The following is a 21,529-nucleotide window of genomic DNA, read 5'->3' as shown; positions in this document are numbered from 1 at the left end:
GTATTTTTATAGTATAAACAAAGATAAAATATGTATTATTTCATAATTTTACCATGATATTCCGAAAGTTTATTTATTCAAATATTAATTACATGATGGTGTTTTCTTGATAAGAATTGGCGTGATTGTTCCTGCCGATAATGATACTGTTCTTGATGATTTAAAAATTGGCCTGAATAATAAATATGAGATAATTGACTACAGAATGGAGGAAACCGGGACCAATGGATATCCTGAAAATTGTTATGAAGAGAATAAATTCATTGATGATTTAAACAATGCTGGAAATTATTTTAAAAGAAATAATGTAAAATACATTGTTTACGGCCGTGGATATGGCACATATAATGATGTGGGCAGGGAATCAATAAAGGCAATTCTTAAAAAGTATGCAGAGGATGTTTTGCTCCCAACTGATCTTATAATGCATAGAATTATTGATTCAAATGTAAATACTATTTCAATTGTTTTACCATATACAAGGGAAAGGGGGATAACAGATATAAAGATGTTTGATGAAAAAAATATAAAAGTTGAGCATGATTTTTATTTAAACACAGATGACGGAAAAATAATCTCAGGCATTGATGGTGATAGGTTATGCAATTTATTTAAAGAAAATTTTGAGATGATAAAAAATAGCAAAATCATAGTAATACAGTGCACCGCACTTCATACTGCGGATATAATTGAAAAACTAAAATTATTGGCTGGCACTGAGGTATTATCATCAAATTCGGTCATAATTGATTATTTAAGCCAAAAAATTTAAAAATATGCAAATTTATTTAATTAATTCATTAAAAGTTTTAAGTATACATTAACTATATATCACCATGAATAAAGACCATGACAGGTTATTATGGAATCCTGATATAGCCCCGGTAAATAAAAATGTAAAGAACTGGGGATATCTGCCGCTTCTTGGTGTTTGGGCAAGCATAGCCGCACCAAACTCCATGCTTGTTGGCAGTGCTGGAATAGTGTTTGGATTTAATGTTGTTCAGGTTATTTTAATAGCCCTGTGCGGTGACCTAATAACATTGATACCCTTAATTATACAGAGCCATGGCGCTGTTAAGTATGGGCTTGCAGAGCCACAGCTTGACAGGACAAGGTTTGGTATATGGGGCACATACATTCCTTCATGGATCAGGTTCTTTGCCGCCATGGGGTATTTTGGGGTGCAGACATTTCTTGTCACGGAGGCAGTCATTGGATTTGTGCTTGAGATTACTGGAAAGGCATCAGTACTTGCAGCTTATAAATCTGTTACACCCGCACTTCTTGTATCTCTATTTCCAGATCTTTTCTGGATTACATTTATATCAATAATTATTGTTCAGACGATAATTCTGATACTTGCAAAGCCCATTAGGGGATCGCCATCGCTGAAAATGCTTGGCTATGTAATGCCGTGGGTTTCCATTATTGCATTGACATTCACATTCGTTTACTTTGTATCATTATATCCATCCGCCCTTGTATCGGCACTGCATCAGCCATATGCACCGATATCAATTTCCATAATACCAATATTATTGATATTTCTTGTATCAAACATACACGCAACCCAGATTATTAGCTGGCCTGATATGATGAGGTTTGGCACGGATTTCAGGCACATGGTTGTTGGCCAGATAGGCCTTCCTATATTCTACACACTTGTCGTGGCCTATGGTGCAATAATGTCGGCAATAACAGAGGTTTTAACAAACAGTGCAACCTATGATCCGAGCCTTCTAATAATAAGATTCATAACTGTACCGGCAATAGCCATATTCATACTGATCTTCTATTCATTTACAATGCTTAACACAAATATATTCAGCAATGTGGTCCCGCCAATATATGACCTGAACAATACATTTCCATCCAAATTAACATGGTTCAGGGGGACAATAATCATCACGGCGCTGGGAATATTAATAGGTGCATGGTCGCTTTATTTAAAGGGCATTTATGTGTATTTCAGCACATGGATTTTATTTATATCAGGCCTTCTCGGGCCAATAGCCGGAATTATAGTTGCAGATTATGCAGTATTAAAAAGGTTTAAATTAAATATAGATGATGTTTATAAAAGAAATGGATCATATACTTATTTAAAAGGCTTTAATCCTGTTTCAATAATCACGCTTATAATAACATTCCTCATAGTTTTTGCACCGTTGTATGGAGTAAAATATTATATATTTATAATTCTTAAGGATGCCTCGTGGATATCAGGGTTTATCATAGCATTCATATTATATTTAGTATTGAGCATTATCCTGAGGGATAAAAAATGGGAAAAAGCATCGGAATCATAATATCATCGGAGCACCCAAGGTTTGATGAGGAATATAAAAATACATTCATTAATATTGGTTATGGAGTAAAAAAATACATCATGGATTTTGTTCCGGGCCATGGCCTTAATGATGATGAAAGAGAATTAATAAAGAACCATATGGAAATTGCAGGCAAATCATTGGCTGATTGCGATGCCATTCTCTACGCAAGGTCCTACGGTGCATTTTATGATGATGGCATTAAATATATAAGATCATTTTTTGATATGCCCGTAATATTTTCCACCGAGAGCATCATCAAAAATATCAAAAAATATGGAAATAAAATATATACCATAACACCTTATGCGCAGAAAAGGCATGATCTTGAGATAAGGTGGCTCAACCATTATAAGATCAGGTCAGCGGCATCAATGTCCCTTGGCCGTGATGATGGCTATCTTAAATTTATAGAGCCGGATGACCTTAACGAGGCTGTAAAAATTGCAAACAAGTCATTAAATATTGATGCAATTTATATAGCATGCACATTTATGCCGGGGATATCCGGAAGGAATATTATTGAGAGGGATTCAAAAATACCCGTGATTTCCGCCAATGGTGCCATGCTCAATGACTTCCTAGAATTAAATATTTAAAATTATTTTATTCACAATTTATTTGTATGATATTCTGAAATGGATACCTTAATAAATTTATTGTTTTTCAACTAACTTGCCCTGTTTTCTTTATATTCCATTAATGGTGTTGCCACAAATCTATTATTTATGGATAATGATGTGTGTTCTATCCTATAATTATAATATTCCATTCCTTTAATTGGAAAAGAATTATATACCATATTCCGTTATTATTGCTTTGGGTTTGTCATATATTTGTATTGATTTTATTAGTCTTATTAATCTCAATAATAAATATCTCATGAAATGGAAGGATTTTTGTTTAATTATAAATAGCCAAGATCATTTATGCAATTAGGTTAATTTATAACATCATTTATAAAATTCAACATGCTTTCTTCAAAATTTTTTTGAGAAAATCTGTTTACAGATTCATGTATATTTTTGGCATCTTCATAATTTATGCCTTTTATAATATCAGGGCATTCGTATATATTTTTATATGAATACCCGAATTTACCTCTTGATACTATATCAATCCAGGGACCACCACTTTCCGGTACAACCGGAATGAGCCCATAGGACATTGCTTCTAAGACCGATATACCGTAATTTTCTTTGGGGTTTAAATGAAGGTAAATTGATGATTTCCTGTATAATTCTATCTTAGTATCATTATCAATATTTGGAATTATATTAACATTATTGGGCTTAACAGATAACAATGATTTATAATACGCTTCCATACCTTTATTTACCGCACCTGCTATTGTAAAGTCATAATTCTTTAGATGCCTGGCTATTTCAAATACATATTCATAATGCTTATCCGGGTGTATCCTTCCAATGCTTATAACCCTATTTTTCTGCTTAATTGAAAGGTCTATATTATGGTTTTCCACGGGAATGTATATTACCCTTGCCTTAGATGGCTTTATGCCAAGTACCGGGAATAGGTTCTTAGCGAGATTTTCTGTATAAATGCTATTGTACATAAAATTTGATTTATTATATAATTTATATATGCCCAGAGTTTTAATAATAAATAACATGGTTTTATCTATAATCTGCCCCGCGGAATCAATAATCGGGTCAAGGAAGGAAAAACCATGCATGACGTTTATATTTCCTTTATAAAGGAATACATTTGGATGATTGTTGATTATAAGCTGAAATCCTTTATTATTATCTTTCATAAACCTTTTGGTTTTTAGGGCATAATAATAAAGTTTAAAAAATGGTATATTTTCATAGTATTTATATGGAGTTTTTATTATATTCTCAGCATTAAGGTATGTAGCATATCTATCACTTTCAACAAAGGTTTGGTAATGGTTTTTCACAAGGAAGTTTATAAGTATATTGGCAAATACCTGACCGCCACCGATTCTAGAAAATTCATCAATTACCATAGCCTTTTTTATTTCCATGATTTATAAAGTGATTACATGCATTAATAAATATTTTATATGGTAATAATATAAAATATGAGATTAAATCATTATTAATATATCTTAATGGAGACCAATATACCTGAAATTTTATGTATAAAAATAAATGCATTTATATGTTTTGATTTCTTTTAAATGCTTTCTTAATAAAAGCTTTTTTAACAATTCCTGGTGATAAACTCATAATCATATATATAATTCCTATTTTATATTCATATGACTGCTTTCTTCCATGCATAAAACTAAAAACAAAACGAAAATAATATGTAAATCCAATCTTAATTTTGCTGTTATAAATTTTCATAAGAAATCTGTTTAAAACCATATCATTTATTATTATCTTTGATAAATCTGGAAACATTTTTTTATATTCATTTAACTGTTTATAAATCATTTCTGAAACATCATACTGCATTTTTATAAATTCGTCTATATTATTATGCATTTTAACCGAGGTGCTGTTATGTAGCCTGTACATTGTAAGTTTTAAATCAGTACTGCATATTCTCGCATTTTTTGATAAGGCGCAGTAAAACATAAAATTATCTGGGCAGGTTTTTATGCTCTTTAAAAAATTCATATTTATTAATTCTTTCCTTATTGAAATCGACGATAAATTGAATGATAGATTATTTGTATTATATCTTTTAATATCCATCTCATTTGATGTAAAAACTTTTTGAGAGTTGTGTAAATAGTTACACAAATTACTAAATTTTTCAAATATAATTGTTAATTTATTGTGAGAAAAAAGGTCATCATCATCTAAAAATGAGATTACATCACCCTTTGAAACAGATATCCCCTTGTACAGAAATTCTCCAATAGTGCCGTCCATTATGATATTTATAATACCATTTGAATTCAGAAAATTATCTATATTTGTATCTGTAAAATTTTTAACAACTATAATCTCATAGTATTTCCTTTCCAGATTTTGGTTTAAAACACTATTTACTGCATCAGTAAGGAATTCCTGTCTGTTATATGCAGTAATTATTACAGAGATAAACATAATTCGTTATAACTCTTATTTACTTAAATTATACTTATAAATTTTGTCTTTATTTATCGATGATTTTGGGATTGATTAAGTTCCCCCATTAAACTGTATATTTTCGGAAGAATCTTATTGCAATAATAGTCACTAGCCCTTGAGATAACATTTGGTCTTATTTGTTTTATTATGTATTTATTATTTACAAGCCAGCTTAATTTCTGCTTTAATTCATCCTCATTGTTTACAATAAATCCATTCTCACCATCTTTTATCAGTTCATTTGTTGATGGAATGGAAAATGCAACCGGAATGCATCCATAGGACATTGCCTCCAATAGCCCAATGCTGAACCCCTCATTAATGGATGGAAATAATATAATATCCGTTATTTGATAAATTGCCTGCAGCAGATCATTATCCACGTATCCTAAATTAACAACATTTTCTTGGGGATTTTCATCATTATATCCTGCAGTTATGAGCGTTACATTATCCATGCCTTTAATAGCACGTTTTGCTATGTTTAACCCTTTTCTTACAGGATCCCTGCCAACCCAGAGCAGTAAAGTTCTGCCGGAATTTTTGAGTTCATATATAATATCAAAGTTTTTATTTATTTTATATGGTGGTTCTATGCAGGTATTTATAACATTTATATCATTTCTACCGGTTATTTCCTTGAAATACATTGCTGTATGTTCTGAAACAGAAATTACCATTTGTGATTTTCTGCACGATGCTATTTCAAAAAAACCGTTGATACTATCCAATATATATGATATTATATATTTAATTGAATGGGATTTTGTCCTTAATTTTAAAGTTTCACTAATGCTTCCGTGCAGGGTCATTAATGTTTTAGCTCCCTTTATAAAAGGAATTAATGAGCCATTATCCCCATTAATATGGATGATATCATAGGCAGATTTGTTTTTATTTACGATAAAATAAAGTTTCAGGTTATAATAAAACTTTGCCAAGCCAATTTTCCAGACAAACTTCGGTATATAAACCTCCATTGGGCTGCAACCATTAATTTTATTTTCACTTGCGTATGCAATTTCAACAATATTTTTATTTGATTTCAAAAAATTTGCAAGTTTGTATATATAAGATTCAACACCTGCACCGTTTTTACCATAAGGGTTCCTGTAACTTATTTCAAGTATTCGCATAAATTAGCATAATATATTTATATCTTTAATATTTGTTACATTATAATAATTGTTCATTTATTGAATAAATATTTATCTATTAACCTTGAATGCTCCATGGCAACATTATCCCATACATGTATTTTTATAAATTTTTTCTCCGATTCATTTAATTCTGAAAACCTTGAATCCTTGAGCATATTTAGGGCTGTTGATGCCATGGAGTTTATATCAAATTCCTTAACCATTTTTACGTTGGAAAAGCCCTTAAAATATGAAAGACCGGGTATATCATATGCAACTACCGGAACACTATATGAAAGTGCTTCTAAGATTACCAGAGAAAAGGAATCGCTATGTGATGGGTATAACAGAAGCATTGATGTTTTAAGCTCTTCCCTTAATTCTTCATCTGGTAAATATCCTTTATATTTTATTTTTTCTGTTAATCCGAGTTTTTTAATCCTTGAAAAGAATTCATTTTCCTCATACTTTGTGTTAAATTTTCCAATAACTTCTAGATATACATCAATTCTTTCACTAATTTTTTTGAATATATAAGGTATCTCAAGAAGCCCCTTCATAAAATTCAATCTGGAATAATAAATTATTTTGTTATCCTTTTTTGCTGGTGCCTCTATGTAGCCCATAAACCCACTTGATGGATATAAAACCTCAATTGGTACACGGGCTTTTAAATTTATATTCTTTTTCTGTGATGGATTTACAAGTGCTATAAATTTTAAGTTTTTATCATAATTTATCTGGCCTAATTGTTCTTTTATGTAAAAATAGTCATAAACAAATTCTAAATACGGGTAAAAAAAATATTTTCCCATCTTGGCAGATAGGTAAGAAAATGAATAAAAACTGTAAAATAAATGATTGTTAATATCGCCCAGCCCCTGAATGCATATGCCGTACTTAGAATCTAATAGTTTTGAAAGGTATCTTGTATAATTTAGATAACCGCTTTTAAGTCCGTGGTATAATGCATATAAATAATCCATATTATAAATTGCGTCAACATCAGATTCTTTAATATATTTATCCATTAATTCAAATTTATTTTTTCCACTTTTTTCTATAATTTTATAAAATGCATCTGTAATTTTCACACCGTTATCCTCAAAAAATTTTGCATTCTCTTTAAGAGTTTTGATCTTATTTTGATTTATATCTGAATATATCACAGGATCTGGAAAATATGTCACATCATATCTTTTTGCAAATCTAAGTAATACCTCTTTTTGATGTGTTGATCCGCCGCTGATTTTTTTGGAAAGTATATCTGTACCGGTAACTCCAAGTTTCATTGATGTTGGATATTTATATTTAAACAAAAATCTTCCGTTTAATGAGATATTTATCATGGCCTCTTACTATAATCACTCTCTCTTTTTCTACATTTGATATTCTCAAATGAGTTCCATAATAAAGTTATTGCTTTTCATATAACGTATCTTCCTTTTCTCCATATGCCGTTGATGGTGTTACCGCAGGTCCATTATTTATAAACAATGACATATGTCGTTATGGATGGTTTAAACTTAAACATATCTAAAGAGATATTGATGATGTTCAATATTTATTATTTAATATATTCGATTCTTCCATGGGAATATACCATTTGAATACATTGAGATTATCAATTCATCAATGCTTATGGACTTATTATTGTCTCTTATTGCACTGTGGAATTTATTATTCATTTTCTATGACCTGATAATGGGTAATCATTCCTTATTTTTATTATTAAATCCTATATATTTTTATCAATAATTTTAGTTTTTCTTCCTGTCTTCTATAATTTATTCTTTCCATATTTTAAATAATTGTAATATATTTTATTGATATACCTTGCTGAAACATTGTAAATAAATATAATTTAGTTGATGATTCTCCTTTTTCTTTCTGTTTTATTATATATTTTAATTTTTTATTGTTTAACTTCACCTTTTTTTAATTCTCTTTTCCATATTATAATGTTTATATATGAAATCAATTTGGGGCAAGATATTCACAATTTATTTGGATAAATTATTAATTTTTATTATAATATAAGGCCATGAAAAATTCGGTATTAATACATGGCGGTGCTGGATCGCCATCATCAATGAGCAGCATTCTCGAGGGCATATTGAATAAAATAGAATATGATGATGACCCATTAAACGTTGCCGTAAATTCGGTTGTTTCACTGGAGGATGATCCAGCATTTAATGCAGGCACTGGGTCAGTCCCAAGACTTGATGGAACCATACAGATGGATGCTGCAGTAATGTCCAATGGTAATTTTGGATCTGTAATATGCATAGAAAATGTAAAAAACCCTGTTCTTGTTGCACGGGATGTTATGCTTAACTCGCCGCATATAATATTGTCAGGTGACGGTGCCGTAAAATTCGCAAGGTTAATGGGCCATAAATACTATGACAATAGCACAGAAAAATCAGGCAAAATGTTAAGAAAATTTTATTCTGAAGCTTTTAAAAAGGATTTCCATGAAACGTTTGTTACCAAAAAATCTGGTGATACAGTTGGCGCCGTTGCAAGGATAAACAACAAATTTGCCGCCGCAGTTTCAACCGGTGGATCCTTTCCAATGCTCCGCGGGAGGGTTGGTGATTCCCCATTAATAGGTGCTGGCATATATTCCGGACCTGATGGTGCAGTTGTTGCAACTGGAATTGGAGAGGAAATAGCAAAAAAATTATTGAGCTATAAAATTTACTCAAAAATAAAAACGGATTCGCTTGAAAATATTGTTAAAAACGAGGTGAATTCATTTAAAACAAGCTGTGGAATTATAGCCATAACAGATGATGAATACATTGCATACTCAAATACAGACATGGCGTATGCATATAAGGAATTTTAAAAATTTTTATTATTTTTCAATTACTGTTCCGGTATCAATGGAACCTATGTTTTTTATTGATGTTATATAAACGCGGGTTCCGCCATTTTCAATAAACCTTAAGGATGCCAGAATTTTGGGCTTAATAGTACCCTTCTCAAAGTTGATTTTATTATAATAATCAAGCATTTTAGCATATTTTATTTTGTTTATTTTTCCATTTTTATTTCTGTAATCTAAAAAAACATTGTCAACATCTGTTATTATAATAAATTCAGACGCACCGATTGAACTGACCAGAGCGATGAGCTCAGGTCCTTGTCTATGGCACCATCATATCCTTTATATTCATTTTGATTGTTAATAACCCGAATGCCACTACCCCCAACTGCCATGGGGACATAACCGTTTAAAATCATGGTTTCTAATGGTGTCCTTCTCAAGTATATCAACGGGCTCAGGCGATTTTACCATCTTTCTGTATCCCTTTCTGAAATACCATGCATTGTTATGCATTTCTTTCCTGCAGTCATTAACATTCTCAATAATTACATGAACTGGATGGTACATGTAATTATCCTTCATGGAATGCCAGGAGGGACTGCCACTCACGGTAAACGGGGTACCTCAAAGCTCTAATCCACGAATTGAAATGGATAATGATGATAATCTATTTCTATCATGGATTAAACCCACAGTTAGTGCATTTAGACATTTTCCAGATTGGGGTGCTCTAATTTTCACCACATACAGGACATTCATATGAAGTCCCATCTGGATTAATAAATTCATGAAAATCCTTGAAAATAAAAGGGTTGACCCAACAAAATTGACAACGCACAGATTTGGTTTTGATGATACAGACAAGGCATTTGAAATGATGGATAAAAAAACAGACAATGTTATTAAGCCATTAATTAAATTCTAATTTATTATAAAGAATTAAATAAGAATAAATCATTAACTTATAAAAATGTTTACGGTCACAATAACCCTTGAGAGGACGAAATATGAGAATTACATAAAATCTGTTGAACCTGAACTTGAATACAGCTTTGGGAGGTCTGAAATAAATTTAAATTCTGATGAATCAAACTTTTACATTACAATAAAATCACCTGATATTTCATCCATGCGTGCCAGCCTTTCATCGATTTCAAGGGTTTTAAATGTTACCAAAAAAATAATGGAGGTAGAAGAATGGTAGAACCGAATATAAATGCATATTTGCAGAATCAGTTAAAACAGGCGCAGGAGATACAGGCACAGATAGAGCAGATAGCAAACCAGAGGTACCAGCTCGATATTAAGGTTAAGGAGCTGGACAGAACCCTAAAGGAGCTTGCCAGTGTAAAGGACGGCACACCCATTTATAAAAACGTTGGGCCGGTACTATATAAAATAGATGATAAGAACAAGCTTGTGTCAGATCTGGAGGAACAAAAGGAGTTAAGCCAGATGAGGCTTAAAACGCTTGAAAATCAGCAGAAAAACCTTGAAGAAAAGTATAAGGAACTTGAGGAGACAATACAGAAGAGATACGAGGAAGCAAGCGGTAAAAAACAAAATTAAAGTGATTCAAGAATTTTTTTCCTTATAATTGATGAGCTGTTATTTATTCCATCATATTTTGATGTTCTTTTAACAGTTACATTTAACCCAAGTTTTTTGCATTCATTAATTATATAATTCTCGTCAAATTTCTGGTCATAGCCAAGTGTTATTATATCTGGCTTTAATTCCTCAACTGTTCTGAATATATTATCACTGCTATGGCCCACAACAGCATAATCAACAGGTTTTAAGGCCTTTATTAATTCAAGCCTTTCATTTTCATTGAATATAAGCTTCTTTCCATGCCTTGTGGCGGTGTAATCTGAGGCAACAACAACCATTAAATAATCACCAAAGGATTTGGACTCCTGAAGGTAATGCAAATGGCCAAGATGCACTATATCAAATACTCCCGTAGCCATTACCCTTATCATTTTAGGACTAAAATGCATAAATAATTATAAAGTTTGGCATTAAAATTTTATAATTATTTTTAAATGTTTTACAGCATAATTTATTAAATTATATGTTTATAATTCAGTTAAATATTCAAATAACTTTAAGTTTATATACAGATTTACAATTAATTGTTATGGAAGGCCTGGTTGGAGATGTGTATGCTGCACTCAAAAATTACATAGATTCTTTAAAGGATAAATCATGTGCCATTGCGTTTTCAGGCGGGCTTGACTCATCGCTCCTTCTGGCAATATCAAATTATAAGTTTATTCCATATACTTTAGGGTTTAGAACATCAAGGGATATAGAAAATGCCCAGAAATCAGAACTATTATTAAATATTAATGTTAAAAAAATTTATCTTGATGATTTAAACATTGATGGATATATTGATGAGCTGTTAAAAATAGATAAAAACATAAGTAAAATGGAAATGGGCTATGAGCTCGTGCTGTTCATTTTAATGGATTTTATTTCAGAAAAATATGTTGTAACAGGCCAGGGTGCAGATGAGATATTCTATGGATATCATAAATTTATGGAAAATCCAGGGCTTTCAAATGAAACCTACCTTAACAGATTATTTAATGTGACACTGCCGAGGGAGAAGAAGATGGCAGAGTATTACGATAAGGAATTAATAACACCATATCTAAACCCAGAAATTTTAAAATTACGTTCGAAAATAACAAGGAATGTTAATATAAATGGCGAAAGCAATAAGCTAATATTAAGGGAAATAGCAAAAAATATTGGCATTCCGGATTCAATATTTAACAGGAATAAAAAGGCTGCCCAGTATGGGTCAGGAATAAACAGATATTTAATAAAAAAATTAAAATAATTTTAAAAATATAATCATAAAAAATAAGAAATTAATAAATAGCATTTCACAATATAGTATATAAATTAACGGGATACATAATGACATATATAGGCATAATAGGAGGGAGTGGCCTTTACACATTAATGACGGAAACTGAGACTGTTGATGTTGATACGCCATATGGCAAAACATCAGATAAGATCGAGATTGGAAGAATAAATGGTGTTGAGGTTGCATTTATTCCAAGGCATGGTAAAAAGCACACAATTCCACCGCATAGGGTCAATTACAGGGCAAATATATGGGCATTAAAGCATATTGGCGTTGAGCGAATTATTGGGCTTAATGCAGTTGGCTCTTTAAAGGAGGACTACAGCCCTGGCGATATCGTTGTGCCCGATCAGTTTATTGACCTGACAAGAAGGCGTGATTTAACCTTTTATGATGGCCCGGATGTTTATCATATATCAATGGCAGACCCATTCTGCCCGGAGATAAGCAGAAAAATATATGAAACCGGAAAATCATTAAATTATAATATACACAGTTCCGGAACGTATGTATGCATAGAGGGCCCAAGGTTTTCAACAAGGGCTGAATCAAAATTATTTCATACATTTGGTGATATAATAGGCATGACGCTTGTTCCAGAAATAAATCTAGCAGGGGAATTATCAATGTGCTATGGCATGATAGCCACTGTTACAGATTATGATGCATGGTCTGATACTGCAGTGGAGGCCTCTGATGTTATGAATATTATGAAGGAAAATGAAAAAAAGGTTTCAGATATATTATATAATGTTATTCCTAAAATTAACGATCAAAGAAATTGCAACTGTTCTTTGAGATTAGAAAATGCGAAGGCATAGAGGTGAAAAAAATGAAAATAAAATTTCTCGGAGGTGCCGAGGAAGTCGGAAGACTGGCAATAAAAATAGAGGATAAGCAGAGCAGGATAATGGTGGATTACGGCATAGAGCCAGAAAAGCCACCAGAGTACCCATTACCACCAGAAAAGGTGGATGACATATTTGTAACGCATGCGCATCTGGATCATACTGGTGCATTACCCGTATACTACCATAGTTACAGCGCCAACCTGCATGCAACAGCAATGACTGCAAACAGCATAGTTCCAATTTTAAAGGATTCATTAAAGATAATGAACCTTGAAAATTATACAAAGATGTACAATGAGGATGATATAAGCAATTTATTTAATTCTCTTGTAACAGCAAACTATGGAGAGCCATTTGAGGTTGGCAATCTTACTGCAAAGGCATATTCAGCAGGCCATATACCCGGATCAAGCATGTGGTGGTTCGAGGATTCAAAATCGTTTATGATAACAGGGGATTTATACACAAGGGATACAAACCTTTTAAAAGGTGCAAAGCCTGTAAAAACAGATATACTTATAATGGAAAGCACATATGCAGGAAGGGACCATGAGGACAGGGAGGAGGTCATAAAAAGGCTTAAGGATAGCATAAAGGAGACAATAGACAATGGCGGCAAGGTAATCCTGCCCACATTTGCAATAGGAAGGACGCAGGAAATGGTAATGATTTTAAGGGATATGAATTACACAATTTACGTTGACGGTATGGGTAATAGTATATCAAGGATTTACATGGACACACCAGGATTCCTCAAGGATCCAAAAATGTTCAGGAAATCCATGGGCAGGGTAATACAGGTAAGGAATAACAGAATGAGAAAGGAGGCCCTTGAGGAGGCAGATATAATTATAACAACATCAGGAATGCTGGACGGTGGCCCTGTTTTAGGCTATATCGATGCATTATCACAGGATCCAAAATCCGCAATATTCCTTACAGGATACCAGGTTGACGGCACAAATGGCAGGAGTCTGATGGAAAACGGTACCATAAAAATAGCCGGTGCAACAATTAAGCCGGCAATGAAGGTTGATTTCTTTGATTTATCTGCCCATGCAGGTCATTCTGATCTGGTAAAATTCATTAAGGAGATTGACCCGGAAACAATAGTGCTGTGCCATGGAGACCAGAGAGAAAAACTTCAGGAAGCAATACCTGAATATAACTTTGTGCTTCCATTCAACGGGCATGAATTTGAATTATAATTTTTTATAATTTTTTAATTTTATTTAAAATGGGCTTTTTGCCATTTGATTTATTGTAATATTTGAAACACCATTTATTTCCATTGTATATATTCCAGGTTTTAAATAATATGTATTATTTGTTAAATATAAATTTATAATAAACTGCATATTACCGTTCCTGAAATATTATGCATTGTTATGCACATACTTCTTGCAGTCATTGAAATTCTCAATAATTACATGATCTGGATGGTACATGTAATTATTCCTCATAGAATACCAAGAGGAACTGCCACTCACGGTAAACGGGGTACCGCAAAGGTATAATCCCCTAACAGCAATGGATAATGATGATAATCTATCCCTGTTAAAGGTTACACCACAGTTACTGCATTCTGATATTTTCCAGATTGGGTGCTTTAATTTACCACCACATACAGGACATTCAGAGGAAGTCCCCTCTGGATTTACATATAATGTTTTATTTTTTGATTTATAATCTATAAATCTTTGAAACAATCTGTATGGCCATGTATTTATATCTGTTCTGAACCTTTTTGATTTATTGTTTTTATTGCTTGCCTTACTGTCCTCATTATTATTTTTATATTTCTTTTTCTGACCCTGTTTTTTTATATTCGTTAAATCCTCGAATACAAAGGTCTTACCACTGTTATCATTGACAATTTTGGTTGTTAATTTCTGTAATTTATCCCTTATTATATTTCTCTGCCTGTGCCTTGATTCCTTTAATTTTCTATTCCTTTTTTCAGGATTCTTAATATGCCTCTGTATCTTGGTTCTCTTCCTTGCATAGTCCCTCTGAGTCTTTGCTATATCAGATGTATCTATTGTATTTGTTTCAACTATTTGATTATCCCTTATAATTGTATAATCAATTGTTTTAAAATTTAAATCAAACCCTATTATATTGTTATTTATTAAGGGTTTGTTTAAACTTCCTATTATAAATGTAATGCATACCTTATTATCTGTTAATAACACCTCTGATATTTTATATCTGGAATATTCATTGTATTTCCTATTTTTATCAACAATATCAATATATTCATACTCATTTGGCCTTATTGTGAGCCTTAGTTTATTATTGTCCATCTTTATAAGCTCAGAATCTATCCTCATAGCCAGTCTTTTAGCCTTAATAATTTTTAATTTTCCATTATTATTCTTTTTGTATGACCTTAATATTGCTATTGCATTCCTGCATGCAGGATTGATATGGTGCTTGGCGTAATCAATATTATTATCATAATAATTCTTTAATGATTTTCTTAAAACAATAGGGGATGGTAATTTATTATTATTGGATTTTGCCATTGAATATGCATTGATTATTGCCCTATTTATTAAATCCCTCATATCATTTAGATATTTTAGAATGGTGTCACTTGGTTTGTATTCGAACACTATGGTTCTTTTATCACCACTGGATTTCCATGGGTGTGTCATTTTTTTACCGCCTTTAATATATCCTTCATCTTCTGTGATCTTAATCCATATAATTTGGATGAGAATAATGTTATTATGGATATCAAATTGATGTTGGATATTGATTCTTTAACAAAAATCTTTCCATTTCATGAGACATTTATCATCGACCTCTTATAATAATTATGCTTTCTTCTTCTATAGCTTTCCTTAAGATTTTTTAAAAATCTCATATAATATGCCCTGAAGCTGTTGTCATTTTTCCATTTATCCAAAAACTGTATTGGTGGGTAATAATCCAATGTGGAATGTGGCCTTATATTATTATAATCATGGAATGCCTTTTCTATGATTATTTTTCCATCATTGAAATTATTGATTTCATTGATCCATATATAATCAGTCTTAATTGAATTATGGAAGCTTTCTATGTCACCATTCTCCTCAGGTGTTTCCTTTTCTATGTATTCATGCTTAATTCCCATTGTTTTAAGATAATTATTGAACTCCTTGGATATATACTGTGGACCGTTATCTGTTCTCAATGTAATATTATCCGGTACTATGCCATTGAATTTCCTTATAATAGCATCATCTATTGCATTTATGGTATCTTTAGATGTGCATGATGTATTATAATTATATCCATACCATTCCTTGGAAAATGCATCTTTAATGCACATTAAATATGTCATTCCATTGTTTGTTGGGATATATGTAATGTCTGTTTCTATCAGCATTTCAGGCTTATCAGCCCTGAGTAATTTTAATTCCCTTATATTTTTATGGTTATGCAATGGCAATGTTAAATTATTATTCTTCATTATTTTATACACTGTTTTTTTAGCTATATTTATGCCTGAATTCCTCAATAATGCCCAGATTCTATTATAGCCATATGTTATTCTTTCCTTGCATAGTTCTATTATTTTATCTATAATATTATTATCAATCCTTGTTATACGCCTTTTATCTCCTTTATTTTGATGCTTCTTATTGTAATAGTATGTTATTCTATTAATTCCAGAATAATAGCATGCTTTTGTTATTTCAATTCCATTATTATGCATATCATCCACTGAACTCACCTTTTCCTCTTCATATAATTTTTTTTTAATATTTCATTTGCTATGGTCATCTCACCTATTATTGACCTTAATTTTTCATTCTCTTTAATTAAGGACTTATCAGGATCCTTTCCTTCCAATCCCTTTTTGCCTCCTTCCAAGAATTGTTCCCTCCATTTATAAAATAATGATACTGCTATTCCATGGTTCCTGCATATCTCTGCTATTGTAATATTTGGGATTCTGGAATGATTCCATTATAATATTATATTTCTCCTCACTTGTATATATTCTTTTAAGTATTTACATTACCCCCTTTATATATTTATATAAATCATTAGTTATATATATCTCTTTAGATGAGTTTAACTTTAAACTATCCATAACCACTTTTTATTATCAAAGGATATTCCAGATGATATATCGGAATATATTGCATTTATTGTATAACCATTCATAAAGCACCACTGCCTTAACTGCTGTATCTGATTATCTAAATCTTTCTTCTATTTATTTGTTGAAACCCCTGTGTATATTATGGTTTTTCTTTTTACATCCCTGTTAAGAAGCCTATAAACATCCTCATCACTGTAATCATATTTCCTATTTGGCTATACATGCAATGTTTTTTGATATCCTTAACAGGTTCATTACCTCATTTGCCTTCATGGTTAATATTATTATATAATATTAATATATAAGAGTATCATTTTTATTAACCATATAAATGTATTTCATAAATATATGAATTATGAGCTATGTCTGAGCTGTTGTCCTCAAATTCGGTTATATTTAATACCATATTTTTGCTTGAAGTATTATAATATTCAACACGCTCGGATTTTATAAAATTTATTCCAGTACTGGAGGTTTCTATTTTTGTTTCATTAAGTTTTGAACCAACAATATGTCCTGCATCATCTGAATTCGGAAATCCAAAATGCGATTCATCAACGGTTAAATAATAAATGCCTGATAAAATTACTATTATTGCTATTACTGCAGAAATGATGGCCTTTTGTTTCCCCTTCATTTAGCGCTTATTTTTTGTGTATATAAAGATTTTACGTTTTTAAATATAATTATAAATAAATATTAACACCGATGTTATATGCAATTAATGGGAAAATATATTTTTATCAGGCACGGGGAGAGCAATATAAATGTGCTCGGAGTCCTTTCTGGGGACAGTGATGTAAGCGGATTAACAGAAAAGGGAATGGCACAGGCCAGAAGAACTGCAGAGCAGCTAACTGGAATAAAAATTAATGGCATAATATCGAGCCCATTAAAAAGGGCATTTGAAACTGCAAAAATCATAGGTGAAGTTCTTAATATTGATGTTAAAACTGATGAAAGGCTTATAGAGGTAAATCTTGGCAGGGCCAAGGAAAAGAAGATAAATGAGTTTACAAATCCGCTGTATCCGAATTCACATATAACAGGCAGCATAAGGAATTTAATAGGGATGGAGGACTGGGATGACATGATATCAAGAGTAAAATCCGCAATGGATAGTTTTAACGGAAAATACATATTTGTATCGCATTCAGACCCAATAAGGGCAATAGCATCATATTACCTTGGCTGGACAGAGGATGACAGCTTTGGCATAGATATAAAAAATGCATCAATGACAGTCATAGATTCGGATAAAAATAAGGTTTTATGCCTTGGTGCAATAAATCTTGACCCGGAAATAAAAAAATTATTTTATTAAAATTCAGGCTTTTGTTTTTTTAAGGCCTGCAACATTTCCCGGCCTCCATGTTTTAACCATAATGTAATACAGTGCCCCACCAACGGCCTGTATTGATCCCCCTATTAGAAGCGGAAATGCAAGGTTAAAATCCATTAAATATCCGGATGATCCACTTGTAAGCTGCGATGCCCTTCCGGAAACACCCTGTATGCCTGTGGATGTACCATAATCCTCCTTATTTATTCCCCTAACATTGATTGCGCCCCTCAATGGTGATCCTATCCCTGCCACAGCCATTCTAATAATATATATTCCTGCAGTTATATATAAAAATGGCACAAAGGCTATGACTGCAAATAATAATCCCTGAAGAATTCTCGCAAGGGATGCTATTTTAAGGCCATCAAAATGACCATTTAAATATCTGCCGGATATGAATGACCCAAGTGCAGTGGCAGCATACGATATGGTGTATATATCACCAACATATCCTGCCCCTATGTGATATTTAAGCTCAAACCATAATGGAAGCAAAGGCATGGCAATTCCTATGGCCGCTGCATTAAGGCTGTTTGGTATTATTATTCTAAGCATGTATGAAAAGCTCTCCTTTTTCATGACCCTTGTGGTCTTCCTGGGCCTTTTATATTCCCTTAACCTTGAAAGTGCAAGTGCAGATGATATAATTAAAATCAGCGATATTGCAAAGAATATTCTGTAGAACATTAACGCGCCGGTAATCCTCGAAAGAAATGTATAAAGGCCAAGGAATATCCCGCCAAATATTGAGAAAAACGATGCTGTGGCCGTGAGCAGTGATAATTTTGTTACCCTCTGCAATTCATCCGGATAGTTATTTGCCACAAATGCAGTCATTCCCGGTGAGAAGGCACCGCGCATTCCGCCAGCACTACCTGTTATCCCGGCTATGATTGCACCGGTGGCAATAAAATAAATGTTTGTTGAGACGGTAATTAATAAAAGGCCAAAAACAGGAAATATCTCGCTTAATAAAAGAACCTTTGAATATCCTATGGAATCACCCACCCTGCCAAGTATTAATATTAAAATAATATTAAATAGTGTAATTGGCACATATAAAAGTCCTATAAAAATTAAGGAATAATGCAATAAATGTAAATATAATGGCAGGGATAATGTCACAAAAATAAGGGCAGCACTCCTGGTTGCCCTTGAAACAAGAAGAAAATTAAATGATTTATTAACAATTTCAGGTGAATCGGAAAACATAATATTCTATATAGTTTACTAATATATTATTTATTTGTTTTCCCATTCTTTAAAGTTTTTATATTCCTTGATCTTAATTTGAGATAAACATAAATTACTATGGCAATAAAGATGATGACTGCAACATATGAAAACTGGTCAAAATATTTTAGTATGACCTCCCACCTGGAACCAAGGACTATGCCAATATATATCAGTATTGCATCATATATCAGGTCACCAAGGAGTGTAAAAAATGAGAACTTTTTAAGGCTCATCAGTGCCATGCCAGCAGGTATTGAAATAAATGTTCTGAAAACAGGTAAAAATCTTGTGGTAAAAACAGAAAGCTCACCATAGGCGGCAAACCATGCCTTTGTCCTGTCCACTGTATCCTTCTTAAGCATCAGATATTTTCCATATTTAAGAATGAATGGGTCACCGCCATATTTACCTATTGCATATGCTATTAATGCACCAACAAGGTCACCCACGGAGCCAATTATTAATAATAAAATGACATTGATTATTGAATTAAAACCACCCATTAAACCATAATATGCCAGATAGCCTGAAAATGTCATGACAACCTCTGATGGTATTGGTAAAAGCATGCCCTCCAAGAGCATCAGTATAAAAACACCAGAATACCCAAGGCTTAATATCAAGTTCTCAACAAGCTTTATTATATATACCGTTAATTCTGTAATTACACTCAATTTTAATCAATTACCAATTATAATTGTATATTAAAAGTTAATTGTTAAACAAAAAATGAATTAAAAGAAACTAAAAAATAATAAATAATAATTTTGGTTACACATAAACATGTACAATGTCCTTGTTACACACGATTTACCTGGAAATTATATTGATTCAATAAATGGAATAAATATTATAAGAAGACCTGAGGGAGAGGATGCGAATGCATGGCTTCTTAAAAATATAGAAAATGCTGATGGAATTTTAATCACATTAAATGAAAAAATAGACAAAAATTTAATAAACTTGGGTAAAAAATTAAAGGTTATAAGCACCTACAGTGTTGGATATGACCACATAGATGTTGATTATGCCCTAAAAAAGGGAATTAAAATAGGATACACACCGGAGGTTCTTACAGAGACAACAGCAGATCTTATATTTGGCATAATGCTTGCCGCGGCCAGAAGAATTGTTGAGGGTGATAAAATTGTAAGGGAAGATAAGTGGAAATCAGGCTGGAACCCTGAATTCATGCTTGGAGCCGAGGTTCATGGCGCGACTGCAGGAATTCTTGGAATGGGCAGGATAGGAAATGCAATATTAAGGCGTGCAAGGGGATTTAACATGGACGTGATTTATTACAGCAGGCATAAACGTGATGTTGATGCGAATTTTATGCCACTGGATGATGTTCTTAGAAATTCTGATTTTTTATTTGTATGCCTCGATTATAATAAGGATACATACCATTTTATGGACATGCCCAAATTTAAAAAGATGAAAAAAACAGCATTTATTATAAATGGCACCAGGGGAAAGGTTATAAATGAAAAAGACCTAATATCAGCCCTCAACTCTGGTATAATTGCAGGTGCTGCACTCGATGTTTTCGAAACAGAGCCAATTGATAATAATAATCCATTATTGAAAATGAATAATGTTGTATTAACCCCGCATATAGGCAGTGCAACGGATAATACCAGAAAAAAGATGGCAGAGGTTGCAGTCAGCAATCTTATTAATGGTTTGTCCGGTAAGCCGCTTATATATGAGATAAAAAAATAAC

26 protein-coding genes and 2 pseudogenes are annotated in these 21,529 nt (G+C 32.2%); 13 read left to right on the top strand and 15 right to left on the bottom strand.

All coding sequences use genetic code 11. From position 1 onward, the window contains the following. The first annotated feature begins 106 nt into the window (after positions 1 to 106). From QXW15_RS05725 to QXW15_RS05715, 3 genes are all read left to right on the top strand, one after another. Positions 107 to 772, top strand: a complete 666-nt coding sequence (locus QXW15_RS05725; protein WP_342790123.1) for a hypothetical protein — start codon at positions 107 to 109, stop codon at positions 770 to 772. A gap of 64 nt (positions 773 to 836) precedes the next feature. Continuing rightward, positions 837 to 2,312 carry a cytosine permease gene (locus tag QXW15_RS05720; protein WP_342790122.1) on the top strand — a complete coding sequence of 492 codons (1,476 nt, stop codon included), beginning with the start codon at positions 837 to 839 and terminating at the stop codon, positions 2,310 to 2,312. Next, positions 2,288 to 2,932 (top strand): hypothetical protein, encoded by a 645-nt coding sequence (locus QXW15_RS05715; protein WP_342790121.1) that lies wholly within the window; start codon positions 2,288 to 2,290, stop codon positions 2,930 to 2,932. Before QXW15_RS05720 ends, QXW15_RS05715 begins: the two co-directional genes overlap by 25 nt. Before the next feature lie 341 nt (positions 2,933 to 3,273). Here the strand turns inward: QXW15_RS05715 and QXW15_RS07815 are convergent, their stop codons facing one another. After that, positions 3,274 to 3,909 carry a glycosyltransferase gene (locus tag QXW15_RS07815; RefSeq protein WP_405021911.1) on the bottom strand — a complete coding sequence of 212 codons (636 nt, stop codon included), beginning with the start codon at positions 3,907 to 3,909 and terminating at the stop codon, positions 3,274 to 3,276. 114 nt (positions 3,910 to 4,023) lie between these two features. On the opposite strand from QXW15_RS07815, the gene QXW15_RS07810 reads away from it, so the two are divergent. Then, positions 4,024 to 4,128 (top strand): hypothetical protein, encoded by a 105-nt coding sequence (locus QXW15_RS07810; RefSeq protein WP_405021910.1) that lies wholly within the window; start codon positions 4,024 to 4,026, stop codon positions 4,126 to 4,128. 349 nt (positions 4,129 to 4,477) lie between these two features. On the opposite strand, the gene QXW15_RS05705 is transcribed toward QXW15_RS07810, so the two are convergent. From QXW15_RS05705 to QXW15_RS05695, 3 genes are read right to left on the bottom strand one after another with little or no spacing between them, the layout of a single operon-like run. Continuing rightward, positions 4,478 to 5,380: a glycosyltransferase family 2 protein gene (locus tag QXW15_RS05705; RefSeq protein ID WP_342790119.1), complete on the bottom strand. Its 903-nt coding sequence runs from the start codon at positions 5,378 to 5,380 to the stop codon at positions 4,478 to 4,480. Positions 5,381 to 5,433: 53 nt separating this feature from the next. Beyond that, positions 5,434 to 6,540, bottom strand: a complete 1,107-nt coding sequence (locus QXW15_RS05700; RefSeq protein WP_342790118.1) for a glycosyltransferase — start codon at positions 6,538 to 6,540, stop codon at positions 5,434 to 5,436. A 53-nt stretch (positions 6,541 to 6,593) separates the two neighbouring features. After that, positions 6,594 to 7,892, bottom strand: coding sequence for a glycosyltransferase (locus tag QXW15_RS05695; protein WP_342790116.1), 1,299 nt, complete (start codon positions 7,890 to 7,892; stop codon positions 6,594 to 6,596). A 695-nt stretch (positions 7,893 to 8,587) separates the two neighbouring features. On the opposite strand from QXW15_RS05695, the gene QXW15_RS05690 reads away from it, so the two are divergent. Next, positions 8,588 to 9,400, top strand: a complete 813-nt coding sequence (locus QXW15_RS05690) for an isoaspartyl peptidase/L-asparaginase (RefSeq protein WP_342790114.1) — start codon at positions 8,588 to 8,590, stop codon at positions 9,398 to 9,400. 9 nt (positions 9,401 to 9,409) lie between these two features. Here the strand turns inward: QXW15_RS05690 and QXW15_RS05685 are convergent, their stop codons facing one another. Genes QXW15_RS05685 through QXW15_RS05675 form a run of 3 tightly spaced genes read right to left on the bottom strand, consistent with a single transcriptional unit; the run spans position 9,410 to position 9,991 of the window. Continuing rightward, positions 9,410 to 9,643, bottom strand: a complete 234-nt coding sequence (locus QXW15_RS05685; protein ID WP_342790129.1) for a hypothetical protein — start codon at positions 9,641 to 9,643, stop codon at positions 9,410 to 9,412. Next, positions 9,643 to 9,774, bottom strand: coding sequence for a hypothetical protein (locus QXW15_RS05680; RefSeq protein ID WP_342790113.1), 132 nt, complete (start codon positions 9,772 to 9,774; stop codon positions 9,643 to 9,645). The genes QXW15_RS05685 and QXW15_RS05680 overlap by 1 nt, the downstream gene beginning before the upstream one ends. After that, positions 9,758 to 9,991, bottom strand: coding sequence for a hypothetical protein (locus QXW15_RS05675; protein ID WP_342790112.1), 234 nt, complete (start codon positions 9,989 to 9,991; stop codon positions 9,758 to 9,760). The genes QXW15_RS05680 and QXW15_RS05675 overlap by 17 nt, the downstream gene beginning before the upstream one ends. A 187-nt stretch (positions 9,992 to 10,178) precedes the next feature. Here QXW15_RS05675 and QXW15_RS05670 point away from each other — a divergent pair. The 3 genes and pseudogenes from QXW15_RS05670 to QXW15_RS05660 all read left to right on the top strand — a co-directional run. Next, positions 10,179 to 10,307, top strand: a pseudogene (locus tag QXW15_RS05670) (NAD(P)-dependent alcohol dehydrogenase); the annotation flags it as partial. Positions 10,308 to 10,352: 45 nt separating this feature from the next. Next, positions 10,353 to 10,586, top strand: coding sequence for a KEOPS complex subunit Pcc1 (locus QXW15_RS05665; RefSeq protein ID WP_342790110.1), 234 nt, complete (start codon positions 10,353 to 10,355; stop codon positions 10,584 to 10,586). Next, positions 10,580 to 10,951 carry a prefoldin subunit beta gene (locus QXW15_RS05660; RefSeq protein ID WP_342790109.1) on the top strand — a complete coding sequence of 124 codons (372 nt, stop codon included), beginning with the start codon at positions 10,580 to 10,582 and terminating at the stop codon, positions 10,949 to 10,951. The genes QXW15_RS05665 and QXW15_RS05660 overlap by 7 nt, the downstream gene beginning before the upstream one ends. On the opposite strand, the gene QXW15_RS05655 is transcribed toward QXW15_RS05660, so the two are convergent. Then, positions 10,948 to 11,367, bottom strand: a complete 420-nt coding sequence (locus QXW15_RS05655) for an adenylyltransferase/cytidyltransferase family protein (RefSeq protein ID WP_342790108.1) — start codon at positions 11,365 to 11,367, stop codon at positions 10,948 to 10,950. The two genes, QXW15_RS05660 and QXW15_RS05655, sit on opposite strands and share 4 nt — an antisense overlap. Before the next feature lie 158 nt (positions 11,368 to 11,525). On the opposite strand from QXW15_RS05655, the gene QXW15_RS05650 reads away from it, so the two are divergent. From QXW15_RS05650 to QXW15_RS05640, 3 genes are all read left to right on the top strand, one after another. Continuing rightward, positions 11,526 to 12,236 (top strand): asparagine synthase C-terminal domain-containing protein, encoded by a 711-nt coding sequence (locus QXW15_RS05650; RefSeq protein WP_055032326.1) that lies wholly within the window; start codon positions 11,526 to 11,528, stop codon positions 12,234 to 12,236. An 80-nt stretch (positions 12,237 to 12,316) separates the two neighbouring features. Continuing rightward, positions 12,317 to 13,090 carry an S-methyl-5'-thioadenosine phosphorylase gene (locus QXW15_RS05645; RefSeq protein WP_048102230.1) on the top strand — a complete coding sequence of 258 codons (774 nt, stop codon included), beginning with the start codon at positions 12,317 to 12,319 and terminating at the stop codon, positions 13,088 to 13,090. Between the two features lie 11 nt (positions 13,091 to 13,101). Further along, the gene (locus QXW15_RS05640) at positions 13,102 to 14,328 is read left to right on the top strand and encodes an MBL fold metallo-hydrolase (protein WP_054964334.1); all 1,227 of its coding nucleotides are present in this window, start codon (positions 13,102 to 13,104) and stop codon (positions 14,326 to 14,328) included. 168 nt (positions 14,329 to 14,496) lie between these two features. On the opposite strand, the gene QXW15_RS05635 is transcribed toward QXW15_RS05640, so the two are convergent. From QXW15_RS05635 to QXW15_RS05620, 5 genes and pseudogenes are all read right to left on the bottom strand, one after another. Beyond that, the gene (locus tag QXW15_RS05635) at positions 14,497 to 15,780 is read right to left on the bottom strand and encodes a transposase (RefSeq protein ID WP_342790106.1); all 1,284 of its coding nucleotides are present in this window, start codon (positions 15,778 to 15,780) and stop codon (positions 14,497 to 14,499) included. A gap of 128 nt (positions 15,781 to 15,908) precedes the next feature. Next, entirely contained in the window at positions 15,909 to 16,829 is a 921-nt protein-coding gene (locus tag QXW15_RS05630) for an IS3 family transposase (protein WP_342790128.1), read from the bottom strand. A 14-nt stretch (positions 16,830 to 16,843) separates the two neighbouring features. Further along, entirely contained in the window at positions 16,844 to 17,053 is a 210-nt protein-coding gene (locus QXW15_RS05625; protein WP_342790127.1) for a transposase, read from the bottom strand. 162 nt (positions 17,054 to 17,215) lie between these two features. Continuing rightward, positions 17,216 to 17,495 (bottom strand): annotated as a pseudogene (locus QXW15_RS07805) (recombinase family protein); the annotation flags it as partial. Between the two features lie 46 nt (positions 17,496 to 17,541). Further along, a complete protein-coding gene (locus tag QXW15_RS05620) occupies positions 17,542 to 17,859 on the bottom strand; it encodes a hypothetical protein (protein ID WP_342790105.1) in 318 nt (105 codons plus the stop codon). An 87-nt stretch (positions 17,860 to 17,946) separates the two neighbouring features. Here QXW15_RS05620 and QXW15_RS05615 point away from each other — a divergent pair, with 87 nt between their 5' ends. Next, a complete protein-coding gene (locus tag QXW15_RS05615; RefSeq protein ID WP_287950560.1) occupies positions 17,947 to 18,546 on the top strand; it encodes a histidine phosphatase family protein in 600 nt (199 codons plus the stop codon). A gap of 3 nt (positions 18,547 to 18,549) precedes the next feature. Here the strand turns inward: QXW15_RS05615 and QXW15_RS05610 are convergent, their stop codons facing one another. Together QXW15_RS05610 and QXW15_RS05605 are read right to left on the bottom strand one after the other, a co-directional pair. Then, positions 18,550 to 19,779, bottom strand: coding sequence for an MFS transporter (locus QXW15_RS05610; protein WP_048102225.1), 1,230 nt, complete (start codon positions 19,777 to 19,779; stop codon positions 18,550 to 18,552). Positions 19,780 to 19,805: 26 nt separating this feature from the next. Then, the gene (locus tag QXW15_RS05605) at positions 19,806 to 20,477 is read right to left on the bottom strand and encodes a DedA family protein (protein ID WP_287950562.1); all 672 of its coding nucleotides are present in this window, start codon (positions 20,475 to 20,477) and stop codon (positions 19,806 to 19,808) included. A gap of 109 nt (positions 20,478 to 20,586) precedes the next feature. Here QXW15_RS05605 and QXW15_RS05600 point away from each other — a divergent pair, with 109 nt between their 5' ends. Next, a complete protein-coding gene (locus tag QXW15_RS05600; protein ID WP_287960131.1) occupies positions 20,587 to 21,528 on the top strand; it encodes a D-glycerate dehydrogenase in 942 nt (313 codons plus the stop codon). The last annotated feature ends 1 nt before the right edge of the window (position 21,529 follow it).

It is taken from the genome of Acidiplasma sp., assembly GCF_038728925.1.
GTDB classification, from domain to species: Archaea; Thermoplasmatota; Thermoplasmata; order Thermoplasmatales; family Thermoplasmataceae; genus Acidiplasma; species Acidiplasma aeolicum.
This window is presented reverse-complemented; position numbering and strand designations above follow the sequence as displayed.